Origin of the sequence: Planotetraspora kaengkrachanensis, assembly GCF_016862895.1 — a bacterium.
In the GTDB taxonomy this organism is placed as follows: Bacteria; Actinomycetota; Actinomycetes; order Streptosporangiales; family Streptosporangiaceae; genus Planotetraspora; species Planotetraspora kaengkrachanensis.
The window spans coordinates 44,007-63,134 of the sequence record NZ_BONV01000035.1; the positions used below are offsets into that span (position 1 = coordinate 44,007).

The 19,128-nt window shown below is 68.2% G+C and carries 15 protein-coding genes and 1 pseudogene; 9 read left to right on the forward strand and 7 right to left on the reverse strand.

Going from position 1 to position 19,128, the window contains the following annotated elements; translation table 11 throughout:
- Positions 1–199: 199 nt before the first annotated feature.
- Both Pka01_RS30045 and Pka01_RS30050 read right to left on the reverse strand, forming a co-directional pair.
- Complete coding sequence (locus tag Pka01_RS30045) at positions 200–655, reverse strand: VOC family protein (protein WP_203886294.1); 456 nt, start codon at positions 653–655, stop codon at positions 200–202.
- A 363-nt stretch (positions 656–1,018) separates the two neighbouring features.
- On the reverse strand, positions 1,019–1,762 hold the full coding sequence (locus tag Pka01_RS30050; protein WP_203886295.1) for a DUF6193 family natural product biosynthesis protein: 744 nt from the start codon (positions 1,760–1,762) through the stop codon (positions 1,019–1,021).
- 663 nt (positions 1,763–2,425) lie between these two features.
- Here Pka01_RS30050 and Pka01_RS30055 point away from each other — a divergent pair.
- From Pka01_RS30055 to Pka01_RS30070, 4 genes and pseudogenes are all read left to right on the forward strand, one after another.
- A pseudogene (locus Pka01_RS30055) lies at positions 2,426–2,977 on the forward strand (isochorismatase family protein); the annotation flags it as partial.
- A 215-nt stretch (positions 2,978–3,192) separates the two neighbouring features.
- Positions 3,193–4,059, forward strand: a complete 867-nt coding sequence (locus Pka01_RS30060) for an alpha/beta fold hydrolase (protein WP_203886296.1) — start codon at positions 3,193–3,195, stop codon at positions 4,057–4,059.
- A 116-nt stretch (positions 4,060–4,175) separates the two neighbouring features.
- The gene (locus Pka01_RS30065) at positions 4,176–5,159 is read left to right on the forward strand and encodes a GlxA family transcriptional regulator (RefSeq protein WP_203886297.1); all 984 of its coding nucleotides are present in this window, start codon (positions 4,176–4,178) and stop codon (positions 5,157–5,159) included.
- A 234-nt stretch (positions 5,160–5,393) separates the two neighbouring features.
- Positions 5,394–5,765 (forward strand): PH domain-containing protein, encoded by a 372-nt coding sequence (locus Pka01_RS30070; RefSeq protein WP_203886298.1) that lies wholly within the window; start codon positions 5,394–5,396, stop codon positions 5,763–5,765.
- 58 nt (positions 5,766–5,823) lie between these two features.
- On the opposite strand, the gene Pka01_RS30075 is transcribed toward Pka01_RS30070, so the two are convergent.
- Complete coding sequence (locus Pka01_RS30075; RefSeq protein WP_203886299.1) at positions 5,824–6,846, reverse strand: DNA polymerase IV; 1,023 nt, start codon at positions 6,844–6,846, stop codon at positions 5,824–5,826.
- 226 nt (positions 6,847–7,072) lie between these two features.
- Between Pka01_RS30075 and Pka01_RS30080 the strand changes: the two genes are divergently transcribed.
- The 3 genes from Pka01_RS30080 to Pka01_RS30090 all read left to right on the forward strand — a co-directional run bounded on the left by Pka01_RS30080 (position 7,073) and on the right by Pka01_RS30090 (position 14,703).
- Positions 7,073–8,611: a PstS family phosphate ABC transporter substrate-binding protein gene (locus Pka01_RS30080; protein ID WP_203886300.1), complete on the forward strand. Its 1,539-nt coding sequence runs from the start codon at positions 7,073–7,075 to the stop codon at positions 8,609–8,611.
- 224 nt (positions 8,612–8,835) lie between these two features.
- A complete protein-coding gene (locus Pka01_RS30085; protein ID WP_203886301.1) occupies positions 8,836–9,954 on the forward strand; it encodes a HupE/UreJ family protein in 1,119 nt (372 codons plus the stop codon).
- A 30-nt stretch (positions 9,955–9,984) separates the two neighbouring features.
- Positions 9,985–14,703 carry an outer membrane protein assembly factor BamB family protein gene (locus Pka01_RS30090; protein ID WP_203886302.1) on the forward strand — a complete coding sequence of 1,573 codons (4,719 nt, stop codon included), beginning with the start codon at positions 9,985–9,987 and terminating at the stop codon, positions 14,701–14,703.
- A gap of 451 nt (positions 14,704–15,154) precedes the next feature.
- On the opposite strand, the gene Pka01_RS30095 is transcribed toward Pka01_RS30090, so the two are convergent.
- The 4 genes from Pka01_RS30095 to Pka01_RS30110 all read right to left on the reverse strand — a co-directional run bounded on the left by Pka01_RS30095 (position 15,155) and on the right by Pka01_RS30110 (position 17,676).
- Positions 15,155–15,364, reverse strand: coding sequence for a hypothetical protein (locus Pka01_RS30095; RefSeq protein ID WP_203886303.1), 210 nt, complete (start codon positions 15,362–15,364; stop codon positions 15,155–15,157).
- Position 15,365: 1 nt separating this feature from the next.
- The gene (locus Pka01_RS30100; protein WP_203886304.1) at positions 15,366–16,070 is read right to left on the reverse strand and encodes a cytochrome b/b6 domain-containing protein; all 705 of its coding nucleotides are present in this window, start codon (positions 16,068–16,070) and stop codon (positions 15,366–15,368) included.
- Positions 16,036–16,728: a molybdopterin-dependent oxidoreductase gene (locus Pka01_RS30105; RefSeq protein ID WP_203886305.1), complete on the reverse strand. Its 693-nt coding sequence runs from the start codon at positions 16,726–16,728 to the stop codon at positions 16,036–16,038. The genes Pka01_RS30100 and Pka01_RS30105 overlap by 35 nt, the downstream gene beginning before the upstream one ends.
- Positions 16,729–17,097: 369 nt before the next feature.
- The gene (locus Pka01_RS30110) at positions 17,098–17,676 is read right to left on the reverse strand and encodes a dihydrofolate reductase family protein (protein ID WP_203886306.1); all 579 of its coding nucleotides are present in this window, start codon (positions 17,674–17,676) and stop codon (positions 17,098–17,100) included.
- Between the two features lie 420 nt (positions 17,677–18,096).
- Here Pka01_RS30110 and Pka01_RS30115 point away from each other — a divergent pair, with 420 nt between their 5' ends.
- Complete coding sequence (locus Pka01_RS30115; RefSeq protein ID WP_203886307.1) at positions 18,097–18,378, forward strand: hypothetical protein; 282 nt, start codon at positions 18,097–18,099, stop codon at positions 18,376–18,378.
- A 54-nt stretch (positions 18,379–18,432) separates the two neighbouring features.
- On the forward strand, positions 18,433–19,083 hold the full coding sequence (locus tag Pka01_RS30120) for a copper resistance CopC family protein (RefSeq protein ID WP_203886308.1): 651 nt from the start codon (positions 18,433–18,435) through the stop codon (positions 19,081–19,083).
- Positions 19,084–19,128: the final 45 nt, after the last annotated feature.

Sequence of the window (19,128 nt, forward strand, 5' to 3'; positions counted from 1 at the left end):
GGCTGACGCTCAAATCCGAACGCCGAAATCAACCAAGATGCGTGCACTCAATTCGGCATGAGCGGAAGTGCCGTGGGCGACATGGCGGCCATCCGCGCAGAGTTCGAGTCGGTAGCCACGTCGTGATCATGTAGGGCTTCAGGCGGGGCCGAAGCGTCAAGCATCAACCGAGGTCCGATACTCGGTGTGCTTCACCCGATCACGTCGCGTTCAATCGGGGTTCGTCGTAGAAAGCCATTGTCCCGTCGGTGAAGAACTCGACTCCACGGAAACCCGAATTGGCCAATGGAGACAGGAAGCGGACGACAGTGCCGTCCGGGTCCGGGACGTCGAGCTGCCACCCGCCTGGTCCGCGGTCCATGAGGTCTGCGTGAGCGAAGCCTAGTTGTTCACATCGATCGCGGAGCTTGTGCAGCGCCTCGACGGACGGGACCCCGAGAGAAAAGGCATCGAATCCCGTCAGGCTCGGTTGGCCGGGAATGACGGTGCGGTCCCTGAGCCCGATGAGCAAGCCTGTCGCCCGGTCCACGAGGACAGCACCCCGAACCACGCCCTGCTCGACGAACTCCCAGCCCAGCTCCAGACCCAGCAACGACCGGTACCAGGTCACGCTGCGCTGTAGGTCCGACACCGGCAGCTTGACCTGCCGAATCATGGTCAAGGGGATATCGGTGCCAGACGCTGGTTGGCCCATGGGCATGAGCATGCATGCCGGGGACACTGTCCGCAAGGTGGGGACCGAATGTAGGTGATATGGCGCCATCCTCGTGCAGTCGACGTCCACCTCGTCGGACGGGTCCAGCCCGAAACCGTCCTCGTGCTGCCCGGGACCCCACTCCGTGTGCGCCTCGAGCCAGGCGGTGTGCAGGCGGGGTGGGTGCACCACCCGGCCCGCTGCCGCTTCGCGGCGGGTCGACACCAAACGGGATGGGCAGTCGGGCGTACGCGAGTTTCAACAGCCACCTGATACAGAGCTCAGGCCAGAAGCGAGGAGGAGATCGCGGGTTAGCCCAAGTGATCAGTGGTTCTGCCGTTCATATGGTCCGGCAACGGCCGGACCGAGGTCGGCGGGTAGGCGACGAACAGCCATAGACACTGCCTCCTTCGCCGTGGCGACCTCCGCAAGGACCGGGCCACCCCAATGCGCTCTGACGCTGTAGGTCCCCCCTTGGGATGCGACCAGGCAGACGAAGTCGGGAGAGAACGGGTAGGCGGTGGTGGTGGAGAACCGTAAGGACCAATGGCTCGTGTACGGGTACAGCTGACGCAGTTTCGGTTCAGCGTGCGCCGCCTCGATCAGGGCCAGGTACTCGGGCCAGTTCGAATCCTGCGCGTCCTTGAGCATGTATTGCCATTCCGAGGCGACCACGTGGGCGGGGCTGTCATCCGGTGTCTCGTAACGCCCAGTCAGCTCGACGAACGGCGCTGCCTTGCGGATTTCAGGTAGGGGCACGCCTTCGCGCCAGGCCTGTGCCGCTCTGACAACCTCGTTGAGGTCTTCCGTCTCTCCGTAGATCAGCAGCTTGCCTTTGCCGGAGCCGCCGACAGACCACCTCCGCTCGAAGTGCCAGCCCGTCACGATCAGCGTTTCGCGGTGTGGAGTGGCGCTCGGGACCGCAGCGAGACGCAGAAGATCGGACTCAGAGACGATCACAGGGAAAGAAAACCCTTGCTCGGCCACTACGGCCTGTAGCGCCGCCGCGAGGCTGCCCTTGGCCGCTACGTCTGGATACAGCGTCGATGGATCCGGAGCCGTCGCCACGACCGTAAGTCTGCCTCATGATTGGCTGCGCTCCCACACGGGAGCCAAGTCGGGAGCCACGGAACTGAACGAGGTGGAACAACCCGGGACCGCTTCGACCAGGTAGACGACTGCCCGAGCGATGAAGCAGAGTGACACGGCCACCGCCCTTGGTTTGAGCCATATGGCGATGGAGCCCGGCAGCTCTCTGCGGAGGCTCTGAGCCTTCTCGCCCCGTGCCCGTCGCGTGCCCGTCAGGGCGATGACTCACGGCAAGCCACGGAAAGCCATGAGCGAGACGATTAGGCGCGTGACCAGCGTCGCAGCACGCTAGACGATCACGTGCCGACCTTCAAAGCTGGTTGCTACGTGCGCCGGAGGTGGCGCCGACCTCCAGTTCCTCGCACCGCGGAATGCCGGCCCGGTCTGAGGGCTGTACGAGGGCGCTCCGGCCTCGCTCTGGCGGCCGTGGCGGTTGCCAACCGGCCGTAAGCGGGTACCTGGTGACTGTAGCCGTGTGGATAGGGTTCGGACCCGGGAAGCCCAGCCCGCAGCGTTCGCAAACGGCAAAGAAGGCGACGATGCGATGGAAATCCAGCAGAGTGACACAGGGATTGTCTTCATCGACCCGCAGAACGACGTGCTGAGCGAGACCGGACGAGCTGGGCCGCGGTCGGAGCAAGCGTCACTGAGAACGGCACGATTGAGAACATGGAGTGGATCTTCAGGGCCGCGAAGCAAGAGGGCTATGAGGTGTTCATATCCCCTCACTACTTCTATCCCACCGACAACGGCTGGCTGTTCAACGGTCCTCTGGAGGCCGAGGAACTCCGGACCCGCACGTTCGCCCGGAGCGGCCCGCTCGATCTGACCGGTTTCGCCGGCTCCGGCGCCGACTGGCTGGATCGGTTCAAGCCGTACATCAACGACGGCGTGACGATCGTGGCCGCCCCGCACAAGGTGTTCGGGCCGCAGACCAACGATCTGGTCCTGCAGATGCGCAAACGCGGGATCAACAAGGTCATCCTCGGCGGCATGCTCGCGAACATGTGCGTCGAGTCCCACCTACGCGAATTCCTCGAACAGGGCTTCCAGGTCGCGGTCGTCAAGGACGCCACCGCCGGCCCCCGGCACCCCGACTGGGGTGACGGCTACCAGGCGGCGATCATCAACTACCGGTTCCTTGCCCATTGGGTCCCGTCGACCAAGGAAGTGACCGACCGCATGGTCCGGTAGGCCGGCCACCCGGAAGCTCCGCGACCAAAGCGCCCCTGTCTCGACCTCGTGGTCAGGCCCGCGACGTGGCCGGCGTGCACTTCGGGTCAGCCTCTGACTGGAGCGGCTGTCCGTCTGACCGATCCTGCCCGCGGTTGTCCCGTCGGGGGTCTTCCGGCGTTCAATCGGCGTGTCGCGGATGTCGCGGCTGATGGAGCGCCAGGAAGGAACGGCAGATGACCGAGTTCGTGACTCTCGACGGCGGGCGGATCGCCTGCGATGTGATCGGTGACGGCCCCTTGGTGGTGCTCTCGCATGGCATCGGTGGCGGGCGACGCGACTATCGCCACCTCGTGCCCTTGCTGGCCGACGCGGGCTACCGCGTGGTGAACGTGGACATGCGCGGGCACGGGGAGTCCAGCCTCGACTGGCCGTCGGTGACCGGGAAGGCCGCCATCGGCCGCACCGACGTCGCCGGTGACCTGCTCGGGGTCATCCGGCACTTCGGCGGCCCCGCGGTGATCGTCGGGCACTCGCTGTCCGGCGGCGCCGCCACCATCGCCGCGGCGCAGGCGCCGGAACTCGTCACCGCGATCGTGGAGATCAACCCGATCACCAAGTCCCAGCGGCTGGATGTCGGCGCGTTGTTCACCGCTCGGCGGTACCGCCGGGGTATTGCGCGGTTGATGGGGGCGCTGCTGTTGAAGTCCCCGAGGTTGTGGCGCGCCTACCTCGATGTCGCCTATCCCGGCATGCCGGATGAGTGCCGTCGTCACGTCGAAGGCCTGATGACGGCGCTCCGACAGCCCGGCCGATGGGAGGAGTTCATGAAGACCGGCAAAACCACTCCGGCCGACGCCGAGGCGCATCTGCCCGGTGTACGGTGTCCCGCGCTAGTGATCATGGGCTCTGAGGACCCGGACTTCTCTGACCCGGTGGCCGAAGGCGAGGCGGTCGTCGCGGCCATGCCTCCCGGTATCGGCCGGGTCGCCGTCGTCGACGGCGGGCACTACCCGCACTCGCAGTTCGGCGATCGAGTCGCCGAACTGATCATTCCCTTCCTGCGGAATCATGCCGGCAAGCCGGCGCGGCAGGTTGGGTGACCGGCCCGGCCGACCGGTCTCGTGATTCACCGGGCGAGCGGTTCCGCCGCGATCACACGCGTTCGACAGTCACGCCGGATTGCGGCAAAGCCCTTGATAACCGCGAAAATAGGGACATGCCAGCGCTTCGCACCGTTGTCCTCGTGGTCTACGACGGCATTCAGCTGATCGAGCTGGCCGGCCCGATGGACATCTTCGGTGCGGCGAACACCGCGACCGGAACCACGGTCTACCGTCTGGTGACGGCGGCGCCACGTGCCGGCGTCGTCACCGTCGACAACGGCCTGACGGTGCAGGTCGAGCACTCGCTGCGGGAGATGGCGTCCGGCGACGACGAGATCGACACGATGATCGTGATCGGCGGCAACGGGGTCTTCGACCCGACGCTGTCCGCCGAGGTGGTCCGGGAGCTTGCGGCACTCGCTCGGCGGTCGCGACGCGTGGCCGCGGTCTGCGCAGGCTCGCTGCTCCTGGCCGCGGCCGGGCTACTCGACGGCTACCGTGCGACGACACATTGGGGGTCGACCCGGCTGCTCGCCGAGCGTTTCCCCCGCGTACTCGTCGAACCGGACCGGATCTATGTGCGCGACCGGAACCGGTGGACCTCGGCGGGGGTGACCGCCGGCATCGATCTCGCGCTGGCCCTGGTCGAGGACGACCACGGCACCGAGGTGGCGCAGTTGATCGCCCGCTGGTTCGTCGTCTTCACCCGAAGGCCCGGGGGCCAGGCGCAGTTCAGTACCCAACTGCGTGCGCAGCCCGCACGGACCCCGGCGATCCGGGCCGTACAGCAATGGCTGCCCGACCATCTGGGAGAAGATCTGAGCGTGGCCGTGCTGGCACGGCGGGCGGGGATGAGCGAGCGGAGCTTCGCCCGTGCTTTCCGCGCCGAAACCGGCAGCACGCCGGGCGCCTTCGTGGAAAGCCTGCGTGTCGAGGCGGCCCGCCGCCTGCTGGAGACGACGGACCTGACCGTCGGCGCCATCGCCAGGATGGTCGGCTACAAACACGGCGAGACCCTGCACCGGGTCTTCGCCCGGCACCTGACCACCACCCCGGAGCGATATCGGCAACACTTCTCGACCGGCGCCTCGACCTGACCACCGCCACCGGCCAGAACTCCCGCAGGCATGGTCAGCGCTGAGCATCGCAAGCCGCATCGTCGTATCGCCTGCTACGCGGAGGCCTGATGTGCGGGGAGTCCCGACTCTGTTTCGGCAGGTCGGTGTCCACCGTTCCGGGGATGTCCTCAGGTTGTTCGCTCCCTGAGATCATTCCGTGAGCCATGTCCACTCTGCTTGATCGCGAGCCGGACACCACTTGGGGGGACGCACATGAACCAGACCGTTCCGCATGACAGAGCGGACCAGTTGCAGCAGGTGCAGGCGGGTCTGATGCCGGGGGAGCAGATCATCGCCGTATACGACGCCATCGGCGCCGGGACGGGTTTCCTGGGGCTCACCGACCGCCGTGTGGTGCTGCAGGACAAGTCGTTCGTGGGCAAGAAGGTCGCGATCACGAGCATCCCGTACTCGAAGATCACCAGTGTGAGCGTGGTGAGCAACAAGTCGCTGGCCGGCTCGTTCTTCTCCTCGGGGTCCATCGCGATCAACGTCGGCACGCACGTCTACGAGGTGGACTTCCGCGGCGAGCAGAAGAGCCACCACGTGCACGGCGTGATCCTCCACTACATCGCCAGGGCGTGAGCCCGTCGCCGCGGCCGTAAGGCGGAGATCGGCGGCGCGCTGATGGACGCGTCCTTCACTAGCGGACAAGCTCGGCCCTGACGCCCAGCAACCGCACCGGCCGCCGTTCGGTGAACCGATCGAGGGCGGCGAGGGCGGCCTGCTCGATCGCCGTCACCTCCGCGGTCGGCGTCGCGAGTGCGTGGCCGTGGGTATGCGTGATGAACGGTGCGTACCGCACCTTCACCACGACGCGGGTCGCAGGTCGCCGCTCGATGGCGACGTCATGTGCGACACGCCGCGCCAGGCCGGCGACCTCGCGCCGCACTTGGCCCCAGTCATCGAGATCGTGCTGGTAGGTGGTCTCCCGGCTGCGGGACCGCGCCACGTAGGGTGTGCCGACGACCGGCGAGCGGTCCTGACCGTGGGCCAGCCGAACGAGCCACGGGCCGGTCGTGGGGCCGAGCTTTGCGGCGAGAACGACCGGATCGGCGGCCGCGAGTTGCCCGACGGTGTCGATCCCCAGCCCGGCCAGCCGCCGGGCCGTCTTGGGGCCGATTCCCCACAGCGCGTCGGTGGGCCGCTCTCCGAGCATCTCGAACCACGTTTCCTCGGTGAGCCTGAAGACCCCGGCAGGCTTGCCGAATCCGGTCGCCTGCTTGGCCTGCAGCTTGTTCCGTCCGATGCCGACGGTGCAGTCGAGATCGGTAGACTCGCGCACGCGCCTGCGGATCTCCTGGGCCGTCCTCTCCGGGTCGTCGCTTCCGACCCCGAGGAACGCCTCGTCCCAGCCGACCACCTCCATCACGGCGTCGATCTCCCGCAACGTCGCCATCACCTCTGACGAGGCCGCTTCGTACGCCTCCCGGTCGACGGGCAGGAACACCGCATCGGGGCAGCGCCGCGCCGCCGTCCGCAGAGGAAGGCCGGAGTGCACGCCGTACGCGCGTGCCTCGTAGGAGGCCGTGCTGACCACGCCCCGCTTGGTCGGATCACCGTCGCCGCCGACGACGACCGGACGTCCGCGCAGCTCCGGGCGGCGCAGCAGCTCAACGGCGGCCACGAACTGGTCGAGGTCGACGTGGAGCACCCAACGGGTCATGCTTCAATTCCACCCCACCAGCCGATGATGTTGACGACGACCTCGCGGCTGGTCGGCGGCCTGCCTCGCCGGTCGCCGTTGGGCGGCGGCGAACTCCTGACGAACATCGGAGAACCGGTCCGTTAAATCACGCTCGTCTCCATTGTCGCCACATATGGTGACCAAAGATCAGATATGGCTCATTGCCATAGGATTTCCAGGGACATTCACGGGGGGCGTCGCGCGCGTGGACTGGTTGAGCCCTGAGAACGTCGTCGCCGTGGTGGCGGCGCTGCTCGGCCTCGTGGCCCCCGCCGCCGGCGCCGTGTACCAACTCCGGACCCGCCGTGGCAAACACATCGGCCACCGCGTGCAGATGGACACCTCCATCGGTGGCAACGCCGGCGACACACAGGCGCAGCCGGACGCGCCGCTCGGGCTCTTCACCGATCAACCCGGCATGTCCAATCCCACCCTTGCGCTTGTCCGCATCGAGAACACCGGCACGAGCAGCATCTCCGACGCCGACTACACCAACCCCGACAAGAATCACGGCCTCACCGTGGTCTTCGCCGAGCGCACCGTACGAAGCGTCGAGGTCATCCCCGACCCCAAGGCAGAGCATCTGCTGGGCCACTTCGTCCCGGTCGAGGGCAAGGGAGGGATGCAGTACAACGGCAACACGATCCGTCTGCCCCGCGTTCCGCTCAATGAAGACCAGCACTTCAAGCTGCTCGTGCTGCTGAGCGGAGGCCACGCCGGCGACAAGATCGACGTCACCGGGGGCATCCAGGACGGCAAGGTGGAGCGCACCCGCAGCATGTCGGTCGACGACAAGCCGCCCCTGTTCAGCAAGCCCGCTTTGGGGACCACCATCGTGCTCGCCGTCTGCCTCCTCACGCTCGCGGGCATCATCGTCTTCCGGCAGCCGGCGCCACCCATCGGTTGCGCCACGGGAAGACTCAAGGTGGTCGGCTCCACGGCCTTCGCCCCCGCCATGAAGGAACTGGCCAGTCGGTACGTCGCGGAGTGCCCGGGTTCAGAGATCACCGTGGACGCGCACGGCAGCAACGAGGGCGTGCGGGAACTGGCGGAAGCGGGAGGCGCGGACAACGGTTCGCCGGCCCTGCTCGCGCTCTCGGACGGTCCCAAGCCGGCAAGCTTCACGCAACTGCGGGAGGACCGGGTCGCCATCGCGGCCTTCGCCCTCGTGGTCAACGACAAGGTGAACGTCAAGAATCTGACAGTCGACGAAATACGCCGGATCTACCAGGGCGATGTCGTCGACTGGAAGGACCTCGGCGGACCTGACCTCCCCATCCGGCTCGTCAGCCGGGACGCCAATTCCGGCACCCGTGACCTGCTCCGCCGCCGCATCCTCGACGGCCAGGGCGAGCCCGCCTTCACCTCCCGGGACTGCGAGAACAAGAACTCCCCGCAGGACAAGGTCATCCGCTGTGAGCTCGGCAGCACCGGTGAGGTGCTCAAGACCGTCGCCCGGCTGGAGGGCGCCGTCGGCTACAGCGAACTCGGGGCCGCCGCCACCACCAAGGGTCTGCACACGCTGAACATCGACGGCCACGCGCCATCGATCAAGGCCATCGGCGACGACACCTACCGCTTCACCGAGATCGAGTACGCCTACACCGACGGCGCACCGGCCTCCGACTCCCTGACCTCGAGCTTCCTCAATTACATGATCAGGGGCAACGGCCAGGAGGTGCTGAAGGCCTTCGGGCACCTGCCGTGCTTCACGCCGGACGGTCTCAAGCGCTGCCAGTCGTGACGCGGGTGCTCCACGGCCGGTCCCCGCAGGGCTCACCCGGCTTCGTACGCGGGCCTCGTAGCCCCGAAACCGGCTTTCGGCGCCCAGAAACCGGCTTTCGGCCGGTGGGTGACCGGCAGCGGAAGGGTGGGTGAATTGGGTCGTCTCGAGTTGCCGGGGGCGGAGCGAGCACTGCAGGGTTGGGCAACGACCGCCGTTCCCCCCCACGACGGAAGTGCCTGCCTGTGCGTCTCCTGGCGTTCCTCACCGCCCTTGCTGCCATGCTCCTCGTCGCCGCTCCGGCGCAGGCGCACGTCCGCGCGACCTCGGTCGCGGTCGACCTGCGCAGCCAGGGTGACGGCGTCGCGGCTGTCGTCGACGTGGAGTACGACGTCCTCGCCCGGCTGATGAGTCTCGACGGTGCACTGAGCCCGGACGCGGTCGGCGTGGACGGTGCGGCCGCCGAGGTGCGGCGCCGTTCGCTGGACGCGCACGCGAGCGACGTGGCGGCGTACGTCGGCGGGCGGCTGCGGTTGAGCCGCGGCGCGATCGGGTGCACCGCTGAGGACGACGCCCGCGTCGAACTCGCCGACTCCGGCGCGGTGCGGGTCGCGCTCGCCTACGGCTGCCCGGCGTCCGGCATGCTCACCGTCCGCAGCGACATCTTCCGCGCCTCCGACGGCGTCGTCGACGAAACCACCACGATGGTGGCCTACGACATCGATGGCCACCGCGGTTCGACGTTGCTCGACATCGCCCGCACCAGCGTCACGGTGGGGCGCACCGACCTGCTCAGCGAGATCCCGCGGTTCGTCCGACTCGGGGCAGAGCACCTGCTCTTCGGGCTCGACCACATTCTGTTCCTGCTGGCGCTGCTGCTGGGCGCGAAGCGGCTGCGCGACGTCGTCGAGGTCGCCACGGCCTTCACGGTCGCACACTCGGTGACCCTGGTACTGGCCGCGATCGGCTGGGTCAGCGTGCCCGGGTGGATCGTCGAGCCGCTCATCGCGCTGTCGATCGCGTTCGTCGCGCTCGACAACCTGCTCTCGCCGAAGACGAGCCACCGGCTGCCCGTGGTCTTCGGCTTCGGGCTGCTGCACGGGCTCGGCTTCGCGGGCGCGCTCAGCGTCGACGGGCCGCTGTCGGCCTCGACGCTGGCCGACCTGGTCTCCTTCAACGTCGGCATCGAACTCGTCCAGTTGACGATCATCACGCTCGCCTTCCCGGCGCTGTTGTTCCTGCGCAGGGTCGCGACCACGCCGGTCGCCGCTCGCGCCCTCATGCTCGGCACCGTCGCGGCGACCGTCGCCGTCGCCGGTGCCGGTCTGGTCTGGTTCGTCGAACGCTCGCCGCTCCTGACCTGACACGCCCTCTCCCCATCCCGAAGGATCCCGATGTCCGCGTTCATCTGGACACGCGCGCGCCTGCGCGTCGTCCTGTACGCCACCACGCTGGGGCTCGCCGCCAGTGTCGTGGCGGGCCCGCTCGCGTCGTACGCGGCGGCCGCCATCGACCCGCCGGAGGCCACCGTCAGCGGCGTCGTGTACGTCGACGCCAACGGCGACGGCCAGCGCAACGCCGACGAGGTCGGCCTGGCCGGCGTGCGCGTCTCCGACGGCAAGGCCGCCACCACGACCGCCGCCGACGGCTCCTACTCACTGACGATCTCCACCGACCGCCGCAAGACGGACATCGTGTGGGCCGGTCAGCCGCGGGGTTACCGGTTCGGCCTGGACCAGTACAGGGAGCCGAAGTTCTGGGCCAACCTCGGCCAGCTCGCCGACGACGCCACGCCGACCGCGGACTTCGCGCTCGTCCGTGACGACATCTCGGACGGCGACCGCTTCTCCTGGGCCAACATCGCCGACCCGCACGTCAACGCACAGCTGCCCGACCAGATCCGCGAGATCAACTCCACCGGCACCGACCTGCGCTTCATCGCGGTCAGCGGGGACCTCACCAACGACGCCAGCCAGGGGCAGTTCGACACGTATCGTCGCGGCACCCAGCAGTCGGCCGTCGGCGTGTGGCCGGCCGTCGGCAACCACGAGTACGCGAGCGGGTCGGCGTACGCGGACAAGATCGACAACTATCGCAAGAACGTCGGTCCGGAGTGGTACTCGTTCAACTACGGCAACCGGCACTTCGTGGTGCTCGAGAACAACGGCTCGGCGCCGTTCGACGAGGAGCTCGACTGGCTCACGGACGACCTCGCCGCGAGCGTTCCGCTCGACGACGACCCGACCAACGACATCGAGCTCGTCGTCCTCACCCACCAGCCGATGAACGTCCCGTTCGGTTCGCCATCGGAGTACGACGCCTTCGGTGACGTGCTCGAGAAATACAAGGCGCAGCTGATTCTGGTCGGCCACGAGCACTCCAACCATGTCGAGAACCACTCGGCGTTCGCCTCGACCGCCAAGCACATCCAGACCGTGTCGAGCTCGTACACGATCGACAACGCGCCCCGCGGCTTCCGCTACATCCACATGGCGGGCCCGGGCTTCGACAACCCGTTCCGGATGTACGGCGAGAACGAGCACCTCACCATCGTCAGCCCCGCGCCCGGATCGAAGGTGCCGGCCGCGAACTTCCCGGGCATCCAGATCAACGCGTACGACACCGGAGACGAGGTCGTCTCGGCGCGCTACCGGATCGCCGGTGACAAGAACTGGATGCCGCTGCACCACAGCGGCGAGTTCACCTGGCAGGGCAACCTGCCCAACAGCCGGCAGACGGCCGGTGAGCACAGCATCGACGTGCAGGTGGTCGACGCGGCGGGCAAGACCTGGACCAAGTCGGCGGACTTCACCTTCACCGACGAGCCGGCGCTCAAGCCGGTCGCCGCGGGTGACTGGGACCAGCACCACGGCAACGTGGCCCACTCCGGTGTCGCGCCGGCGCAGGAGGCCGGCCGCCGCCTGGCCTGGAGCTTCCGCACCGAGGGCACCTTCCTCACCGGGTCGCCGGTCATCCACGACGGCGTCGTCTACGCGGGCACCCGCGACGAGAACGGCGACGGCAACAGCCGGATCTACGCCGTCCAGCTGAAGAACGGCAAGGAGCTGTGGAACGTCAAGGTGCCGCAGTCGATCCACGGCAGCCTCGCGTACGGCGACGGCCTGATCTTCGCGCCGACCCTCGGCTCGGAGCTCTACGCCGTCGACGCGAAGAGCGGCGAGCTGCGCTGGAAGGCCGTGCCCGAGCAGGCGCCGGCCCCGAACAACCAGCGCACCTACGGCTACTACTCGCCGGCCGTCTCCGGCCACACGGTGCTCTGGCCCTACCAGACCCGCTTCGGCATCGGCAGCCAGGGCGTCCTCAAGGCGCTGGACACCCGCACCGGGCGGCAGATCTGGGCCTCCCCGATGTCCGGTGCGACCATGAGCGACGGCACGCCCGCCGTCATGGACGGCACCGTGTACGTCGGCAACGAGACCGCCGACCGCGTGCTCGCCTACGACCTGGCCACCGGCGCCCGCAAGTGGACCGGAACCGAGGTGCTCGGCAGCTGGCAGGACGGCGTGCCGACCGCGGCCGAGGGAAAGGTCTTCATCGGCGCCAACAACGGCATCGTCGCGCGTGACGCCAAGACCGGCGCGACGCTGTGGACGTACAACAGCTCGCGCTCCTCGCTCGTCTCGAGCGGCTCGACCCCGAGCGCCGCGGCCGTCAAGAACGGCGTCGTCTACATGGGCTTCCCGAGCGGCGCCGTCGTCGCCCTCGACGCCCAGACCGGCAACGTCTTCTGGGAGCGGGCGCTGCCCGGCGACATCTACCACGGTGGCGTCATGTCCAGCCCGGTCGTGGCCGGCGACACGCTCTTCGTCGGCGCCAACAACGGCAGGTTCTACGCGCTGGCCTCCGACACCGGCCAGATCCTGTGGAGCCACGAGATCGGCACCTGGGTGGGCGCCGGCCCGGCCGTCAGCGGCAACACCGTCGTGACGGGCGCCTGGGACGGCAACCTCTACGCCTACGTGCCCGGCGGCGAGTCCGCGCAGCGCTGGGCGACCGTGACCGGCACGGTCAGCGACCCGGAGACGGGCGCTCCGATCGCCGGCGCGAAGGTCACCGCCATCGCCGCCGGTCAGGACACCGCGGTGACCACCACCGACGCCCAGGGCCACTACCGGATCGGTCTGCCGGCGTCGACCTGGACCGTCACGGCGGCCAAGCGCGGCCTGATCGCCGACAGTCGCTCAACGGCCGGCGTCACGGTCCGCACTACCGGCAACGTGACGGCCGACCTGAAGCTGATCAAGGTGGTCCACCCGACCGCCGGCAAGTCGACGTACGCGCCGGACTACGGCAACGGCAGCACGCGCACGGACGTCGTCACCGGCAAGGAGTACTACTACCTGGCCAACGACAAGATCCGGGCGTCCGTGACGCCGTACGCCGCCGGCGACAACGGCGTCGGCGGTAACAACCTCGCCGGTGGTCTGGGCCAGGGCGCGCTGTCGGACCTCATGCTCAACGACGCGAACGGCGCCGAGACCCTCGACTGGGGCGAGATGCTGCTGCGTCCGAGCCTCACGCCGCCCGACTCGTGGGACCGGCCGAACGACCAGCTCGACCTGTCCGACCTCTCGGTCGACGGCGCCGCAGTGGTCGGCAACGGTCAGTACCGGGCGGACCCGGCCATCAAGGCGCAGGTCCGTTACGAAACCCTGCCCGATTCTCCGATCGTGAAGATGACGGTCAAGCTGACCAACACCGGTACGACGGGCTACCAGGGCTACTTCAACTACATGATCGACCCCGACAGCTCGGCCGACAACGGCCGGCTCCCCGGGTTCAGCGGCGTCAACCCGGGTCTGAAGACCTCAGGCTGGACCGGGAAATACGTCTACGTCGGTGCTGACGCGGCCACCACGAACGGCCAGGCTGCCCACGGTCTCGCGTGGGCACTGGACACGCCGACCGCGGTCGGCGCGTACGGCTACATCGAGGGTCTCTACTACGACGCCACGATGGCGCCCGGTGCCACCAAGCAGTTCAGCTTCTACCACCTGACCGACTACGCGACCGCCGGCGGCGACCCCACCGGCAACATCGCGAAGTGGGCCGACGAGATCGACCTGCACGACGCGGCCGTCCCGGACGCCGCTCGCGCGGCCGGCACGATCACCGCGGGCGGCGCCGCCGTCTCCGGTGCCCGGGTCACCCTCGAGCAGGCCGGCACAGTGGTCACGAGCACGAGCACCGACGCCCAGGGCAAGTACCTCGTCAAGGCCCCGGCCGGTCAGTACGACGTCCGGGTGTCCAGGCTGGGCTACCAGACGGCCACCGGCACGGTCACCGTGCCGGCGGCGGGCAGCGGCGTCGCCGACGTCGCACTGCGCCCGGTCACGGTCGAGGCGGGCTACGGCAAGCAGATCGGCTCGGGTCTGGTCGAGGCGGGCTACGGCGACGTCATGCTCGAGAACGACAAGCTCTCGATGGCGATCGCCGACGCCTACAACGACTCGCAGCTCTCCGGTGGCACCCGCGGCAAGCCGGTCGACATCGCCGTCCGCGGCATGGCCGACCAGTTCGACTGGATCAACCTGCCCTACGTCTCGGCGACCCAGCCGACCGGCACCAGCGCATGGGACATCCGGTCGGTGGCGGCGACCGACGTCCAGATCGTCCAGGCGACCGGCGACAAGGCCGTCGTCCGGGTATCCGGGCCGGTCAAGGGCTTCACGGGTCTGACGGCGGCGACGACGTACACGCTGAAGCCGGGCGACGACTTCGCCACGGTCTCGACGGAGCTGAGCAACTCCGGCTCGGCTCCCCTCAACGTGTGGACCGGTGACGCGATGGACCACGACGCGGCCGGCCAGGCCAGCGTCATCCCGGGCGCCGGCATCGTGACGCCGGGCGCGACGGCGGCCTACGCCCCGACCAAGCCGTACATCGGCATGACCGGGACCGACCCGCAGGTCTTCGGTCTCGTCTACGGCACGCCGGCCGGCGCCTTCGACGTCTACGCCGCGGGCAACTGGGTGATGAGTCGCTTCAACGTCGACGTGCCGGCGGGCGGCTCCTACACCCTCACCCGCAAGCTGGTCGTCACCCCGGGCACCGACGCGGTGGGCATCCTCGACGGCGTCACCGCGCCGTAACGCACACCCACCCCAACACACGGGGCCGGCCCGGACGCCAACCGGGCCGGCCCCCGTGCGCCGAGCCGCTACGCGGAGTTCTCAGAAGTGGTCCACGTCGACGACCGCCCTGGCGAACGATTCCGGAGCTTCCTGCGGGACGTTGTGGCCGACCCCGTGGAGGGTCCGATGCTCGTACGCCCCGGTGAAGTTGTCGCGGTACGAGGAGCCGTTTCCCGCGGGGGTGAAGGGGGTCGAGTTCGGCGTCGAGCGTGATCGTGGGCACGGCGATCTTCGGGCCCGCGGCGAGCCGCTTCCGGTTCCAGGTTCGCCTCCCGATTCGTGATCAGGTAGCCGGACACCGACACGAGGGCCGTACAGCGCTTCGTCCAGAGTGCGGCGATGATGTCGGCGGTCCGAGACCCCCAGTCGAAGCCCCCGAGGATCGCCTTTTCGATCCTCAGCGCGTCCATCAGCGCGATGATGTCGAGGGCGATCGCGGCCGGTGGGCGTTGCGGGACGTCCGGGTCGACAGGAAGCGCGTCGAGCCGTGTCCGCGCAGGTAGGGGACGATCACACGGTAGCCGCGTGCCGCCAGCAGGGGCGCCACGGAGAAACCGGTGGGGAGAGCCGCCGCGGCGGCTCCGCCGACCACCAATTTGGAGAACGTACGCCTGTCCATTTCAACGACCTTCCGCGTGAGAAGAAGCATCGCCTCCGCTGCATCGCGGCGCGCACTTTGACGAGTCGGTTCGTCGTCGACCTGGCTCTTCGGCCCATTGGGGATGGTTCTTTCTGGCCCACGCGGTCGTCACCGAGCCCGTGCGCATCCCGCGCCTCGCCTCGGGGTCCCGGTACGCCAGCCGGATGTGCCCCAGGACGACGACGGCGATGGCGAACGCCGTCACGTCGTGCACGAAGATCGCGCTCGCGCGGGAGATCGCCGGCAGAGCCCCGGTGAACCACATCAGCAGTCCGGTGAACGTCATGAGCGGTACGGCTCCGGCGATCCAGCCTGCGTAGATCTTCTGCCCGGCGTTGAACTTGCCGGCCGGGCGCGGTCCCGGCGTGCCCCTGCGTACCGCGCGCAGCCACTGCCCGTCGTACGGCGCCAGCCGGTTGAGCCTGCGCAGGTCGGCGCGGAACGCGCGCGAGGCGAGACCGAGGAGGACCGGCGCGGGCAGCAGGAGCCCCGACCACTCGTGGACGACGACCACCAGATGGCGACGGCCGACCAGCTGAGCCAGCGGCGGGAAGTACAGGCAGGCCGCCGACCCCGCGCACAGCGACATCAGAGTGGCGATGGATCGATGGACCAGGCGCTCGCCACGGCTGAACCGCCGGAGCAACGACTCAGGCCTCCTGGTCGAGCCAGCCGTCGACGTCATAACCGTACTCCTCCCAGTAACCCGGGATGACCTTGTCGGTGACGGATATGCCGGACAGCCATTTGGCCGACTTGTAGAAGTACATCGGGGCCACGTAGAGCCGTACGGGACCGCCGTGCTCGTGGGTGAGCGGCTCGTCCAGCATGTCCAGGGCGATCAGCACGTCGGCCCGGCGGGCCTGCTCGAGTGTGAGGCTCTCGGTGTAGACACCGTCGAAGCAGGTGAAGCGGACCGCCCTGCCCTCGGCGCGCACCCCGGCCGCGTCGAGCAGGTCCGAGAGCAGCACCCCGGCGAAGGGGACGTCCGGCACCCGCCAGCCGTCGGTGCACCTCGCCTCGCCGACGATTCGGGTCTGGGGCAGCGCGCGCAGGTCGCCCAGCGTGTACGTCCCGGGCCGCTCGACCAGCCCGCCGATCTCCAGCCGGTAATCGGCCGCGGTCTTCCTGGGCACCGAGGCCGTGACGCTGTAGTAGCGAAAGCCGCCCGGGTTGGGCAGCAGCCCGCTGAGCCCGGTGGGGTCGTGCTGGGAGACGGCCCCGAGGACCCGCTCCCAGCCGTTCTGTACGAAAGGCGCGGCGGCGATTCCGGCGGCGCCCAGGCCCAGCATCGAGAGCATCACCCGGCGCGCGATCGGCGGGCCGCTCTCCGGCTCACTCACAGTCGTGTCTCCAGCAGCCAATGGGCGGATGTTTCATCGACTCGGTACTCCTCATGTGTTCGGGTCCGCCTCGGGCGAGCGCGGTCGGCGACGGTGCACTGCGCGCATCGATCAGCGGATACGCGATGAGCAGGGCGACCGTCACGGCGGAGGGCTCGGGGTATTCGAAATCAACTCTCCTGGGCCAGGCCGCTCGGGGACCCCAGGGAGGACACTGGCCGGAACCCTGGTTCTGTCGTGTTCCGGTGGACCGCCCGGGTGGCCGGCGGCGGTCCCGGAATCGCTGGGAACGTTCCATCAGTTGGCGGACACCTTTGACAAAGGGACGCCGTGGGTACGGCGAGGCGTCTCGGCCGAACGTGGATGGACTCAGACATGCAGGGTGGGGCGGTAGATGAACTCTTGGATGTGGCCGTCGAGCGTCCGGCGCTCGATCAGCTCGAGGTCGAAGTCGGCCGCCCCCTGGAAGATCGGGTCCAGCCCGGTCTTACCGGTGATCACAGGGAAGAGCGTCACCTGGACGCGGTCGACCAGACCGGCGGCCATCAGCGCCCGGTTCATCGACAGGCTGCCGTGCGAGCGCAACGGCACCTCGGACTCCTCCTTGAGCCGAGCGACGACGTCGACGGCATCGCCGCTCGCGACGTTCGCATCCGGCCAGTCGAGGGATCCTTCCAGTGTCGTCGACACCACCGTTGCCGGCAGGCTCCTCATCCGGGTGACCCATGGGTCACGCGCCTCGGACTCCTCGGTGCTCGAGGCCAGCATCCGCGCGAACGCCCGATACGTGTTGGCCCCGAAGACCATCCGCTGCTCCTCGCCGTACAGGGCGAGGCGGTGGTCGAGGAGCTCGGGGCCTTGCTTGCCCCAGTAACCGGTCCAGTCGCCACTGGCGGCACCGAAGCCGTCGAGGCTGGAAAAGACGTCGAATGTGTAGGTAGCGGTCATGGTGCTCTCCTCGAGTGCGGCTGATCGCGTGTTGGGGATACAGACCGGCAACCACGGCGAAACTCATCGTCCTTGGACTCCTGGAGTCCGGCCGCCCCAGATGCGGTCCCAGGGGTCACCTGCTTTCAATGAACCGTGGAAACACGCTCTGCGTACCTCCCACCGAGCGCCTGGATCCGCCGGCGTCCGTGGAGGGAGTGCTGTGAAGTCAATGACCCGCACGAGCTCGCTGGAGAGCACCCGACTCGTCGACTACAGCACACTCCCAGCCTGATGAGCCGGGACTGGGGTCTGAGGCTCCGCAGGCTGACCGTCTTCCTCACTCTGCCGCTCGCCATGGCTTGTTCATCTGAGGGCGGGAGCCATCCGTCGGTTCAGGGCCACGCCCTCGGTACCCACACCTTGGGTGCCGGTCCGCCGTTGAGCGTCGAGCAGTTGGCCGCCAAGAGCGGCTGCGTTAGCCCGAACGTACAGATCGATGCCGACGAACTGCGTCAGGCGATCTGCCAGACACCGCGGGGGCGCTACACCATCACCAGCTTCGCCACCGAGAAGGGCAAGCGGGACTGGCTGGACTCCGCCCAGTCGTACGGCGGGGCGTATCTCGTCGGCAACCGATGGGCCGTCATCGCGAGCCCGGACCTCTTGTCATCGCTGCACGGTCAGCTCGGCGGACAGATGGAAACGACGCAGGGACATTAGAGCCGCCGTGCTCCACCCGGACAGAAGGCTTGAGCCGCCGCGCTAGGAGGTGTGATGTCTCGACGGTCGGTTCGCCGGGCGTTGGTAGGGCTGTTCTGCATCGTTTCCTTTGGCTGCGCGTCAACGGTTGCGGCCCAGGGCGCCTTCGCCCACAACGTTCTCGAGGCCAGCAATCCCAAGGACAAGTCCGAGCCGCACACCGCACCCCGAACCATCCTGCTGGATTTCAACGACACGGTTCTTCCTCAATTCGCGACGGTGATCGTGAGTGGGCCAGGAGGGAAGCGATACGAGGATGGATCAGTTGCGATCAAACGCGACACGGTTCGCCAATCGCTGAAGCCGCTCCAGGCAGCGGGAAGGTACGTCGTCGCCTTCCGAGTGGTGTCGGCTGACGGTCATCCGATCAAGGGGCAGATCTCCTTCACGCTGACCACGTCAGCCCTTACCGCGACGGCCGAGGCCGCCTCTTCAGACGAATCTCCGGACGAGAAGCCGTCGCCATCGGGTCGGGATGTCTCTCCTACTCCAACTGTGGCGCTACCGCCTGGAGCGCACGTGCCCTCCATGGCGCGGCCGGCTACACAAACGGAGGGCCTGGGGACGCGAGCGCTCATTGCGCTGGGAATCGCCGCCCTCGCCCTCATAGGAGTCGGCGCGCTGTCCATGCGGCGACGGGGAGATGTGGATGAGGACAGTCACTGAGAAGAGGAGGACTGTTCGCGGATATTTCGCCGGTGCCGCCGCATG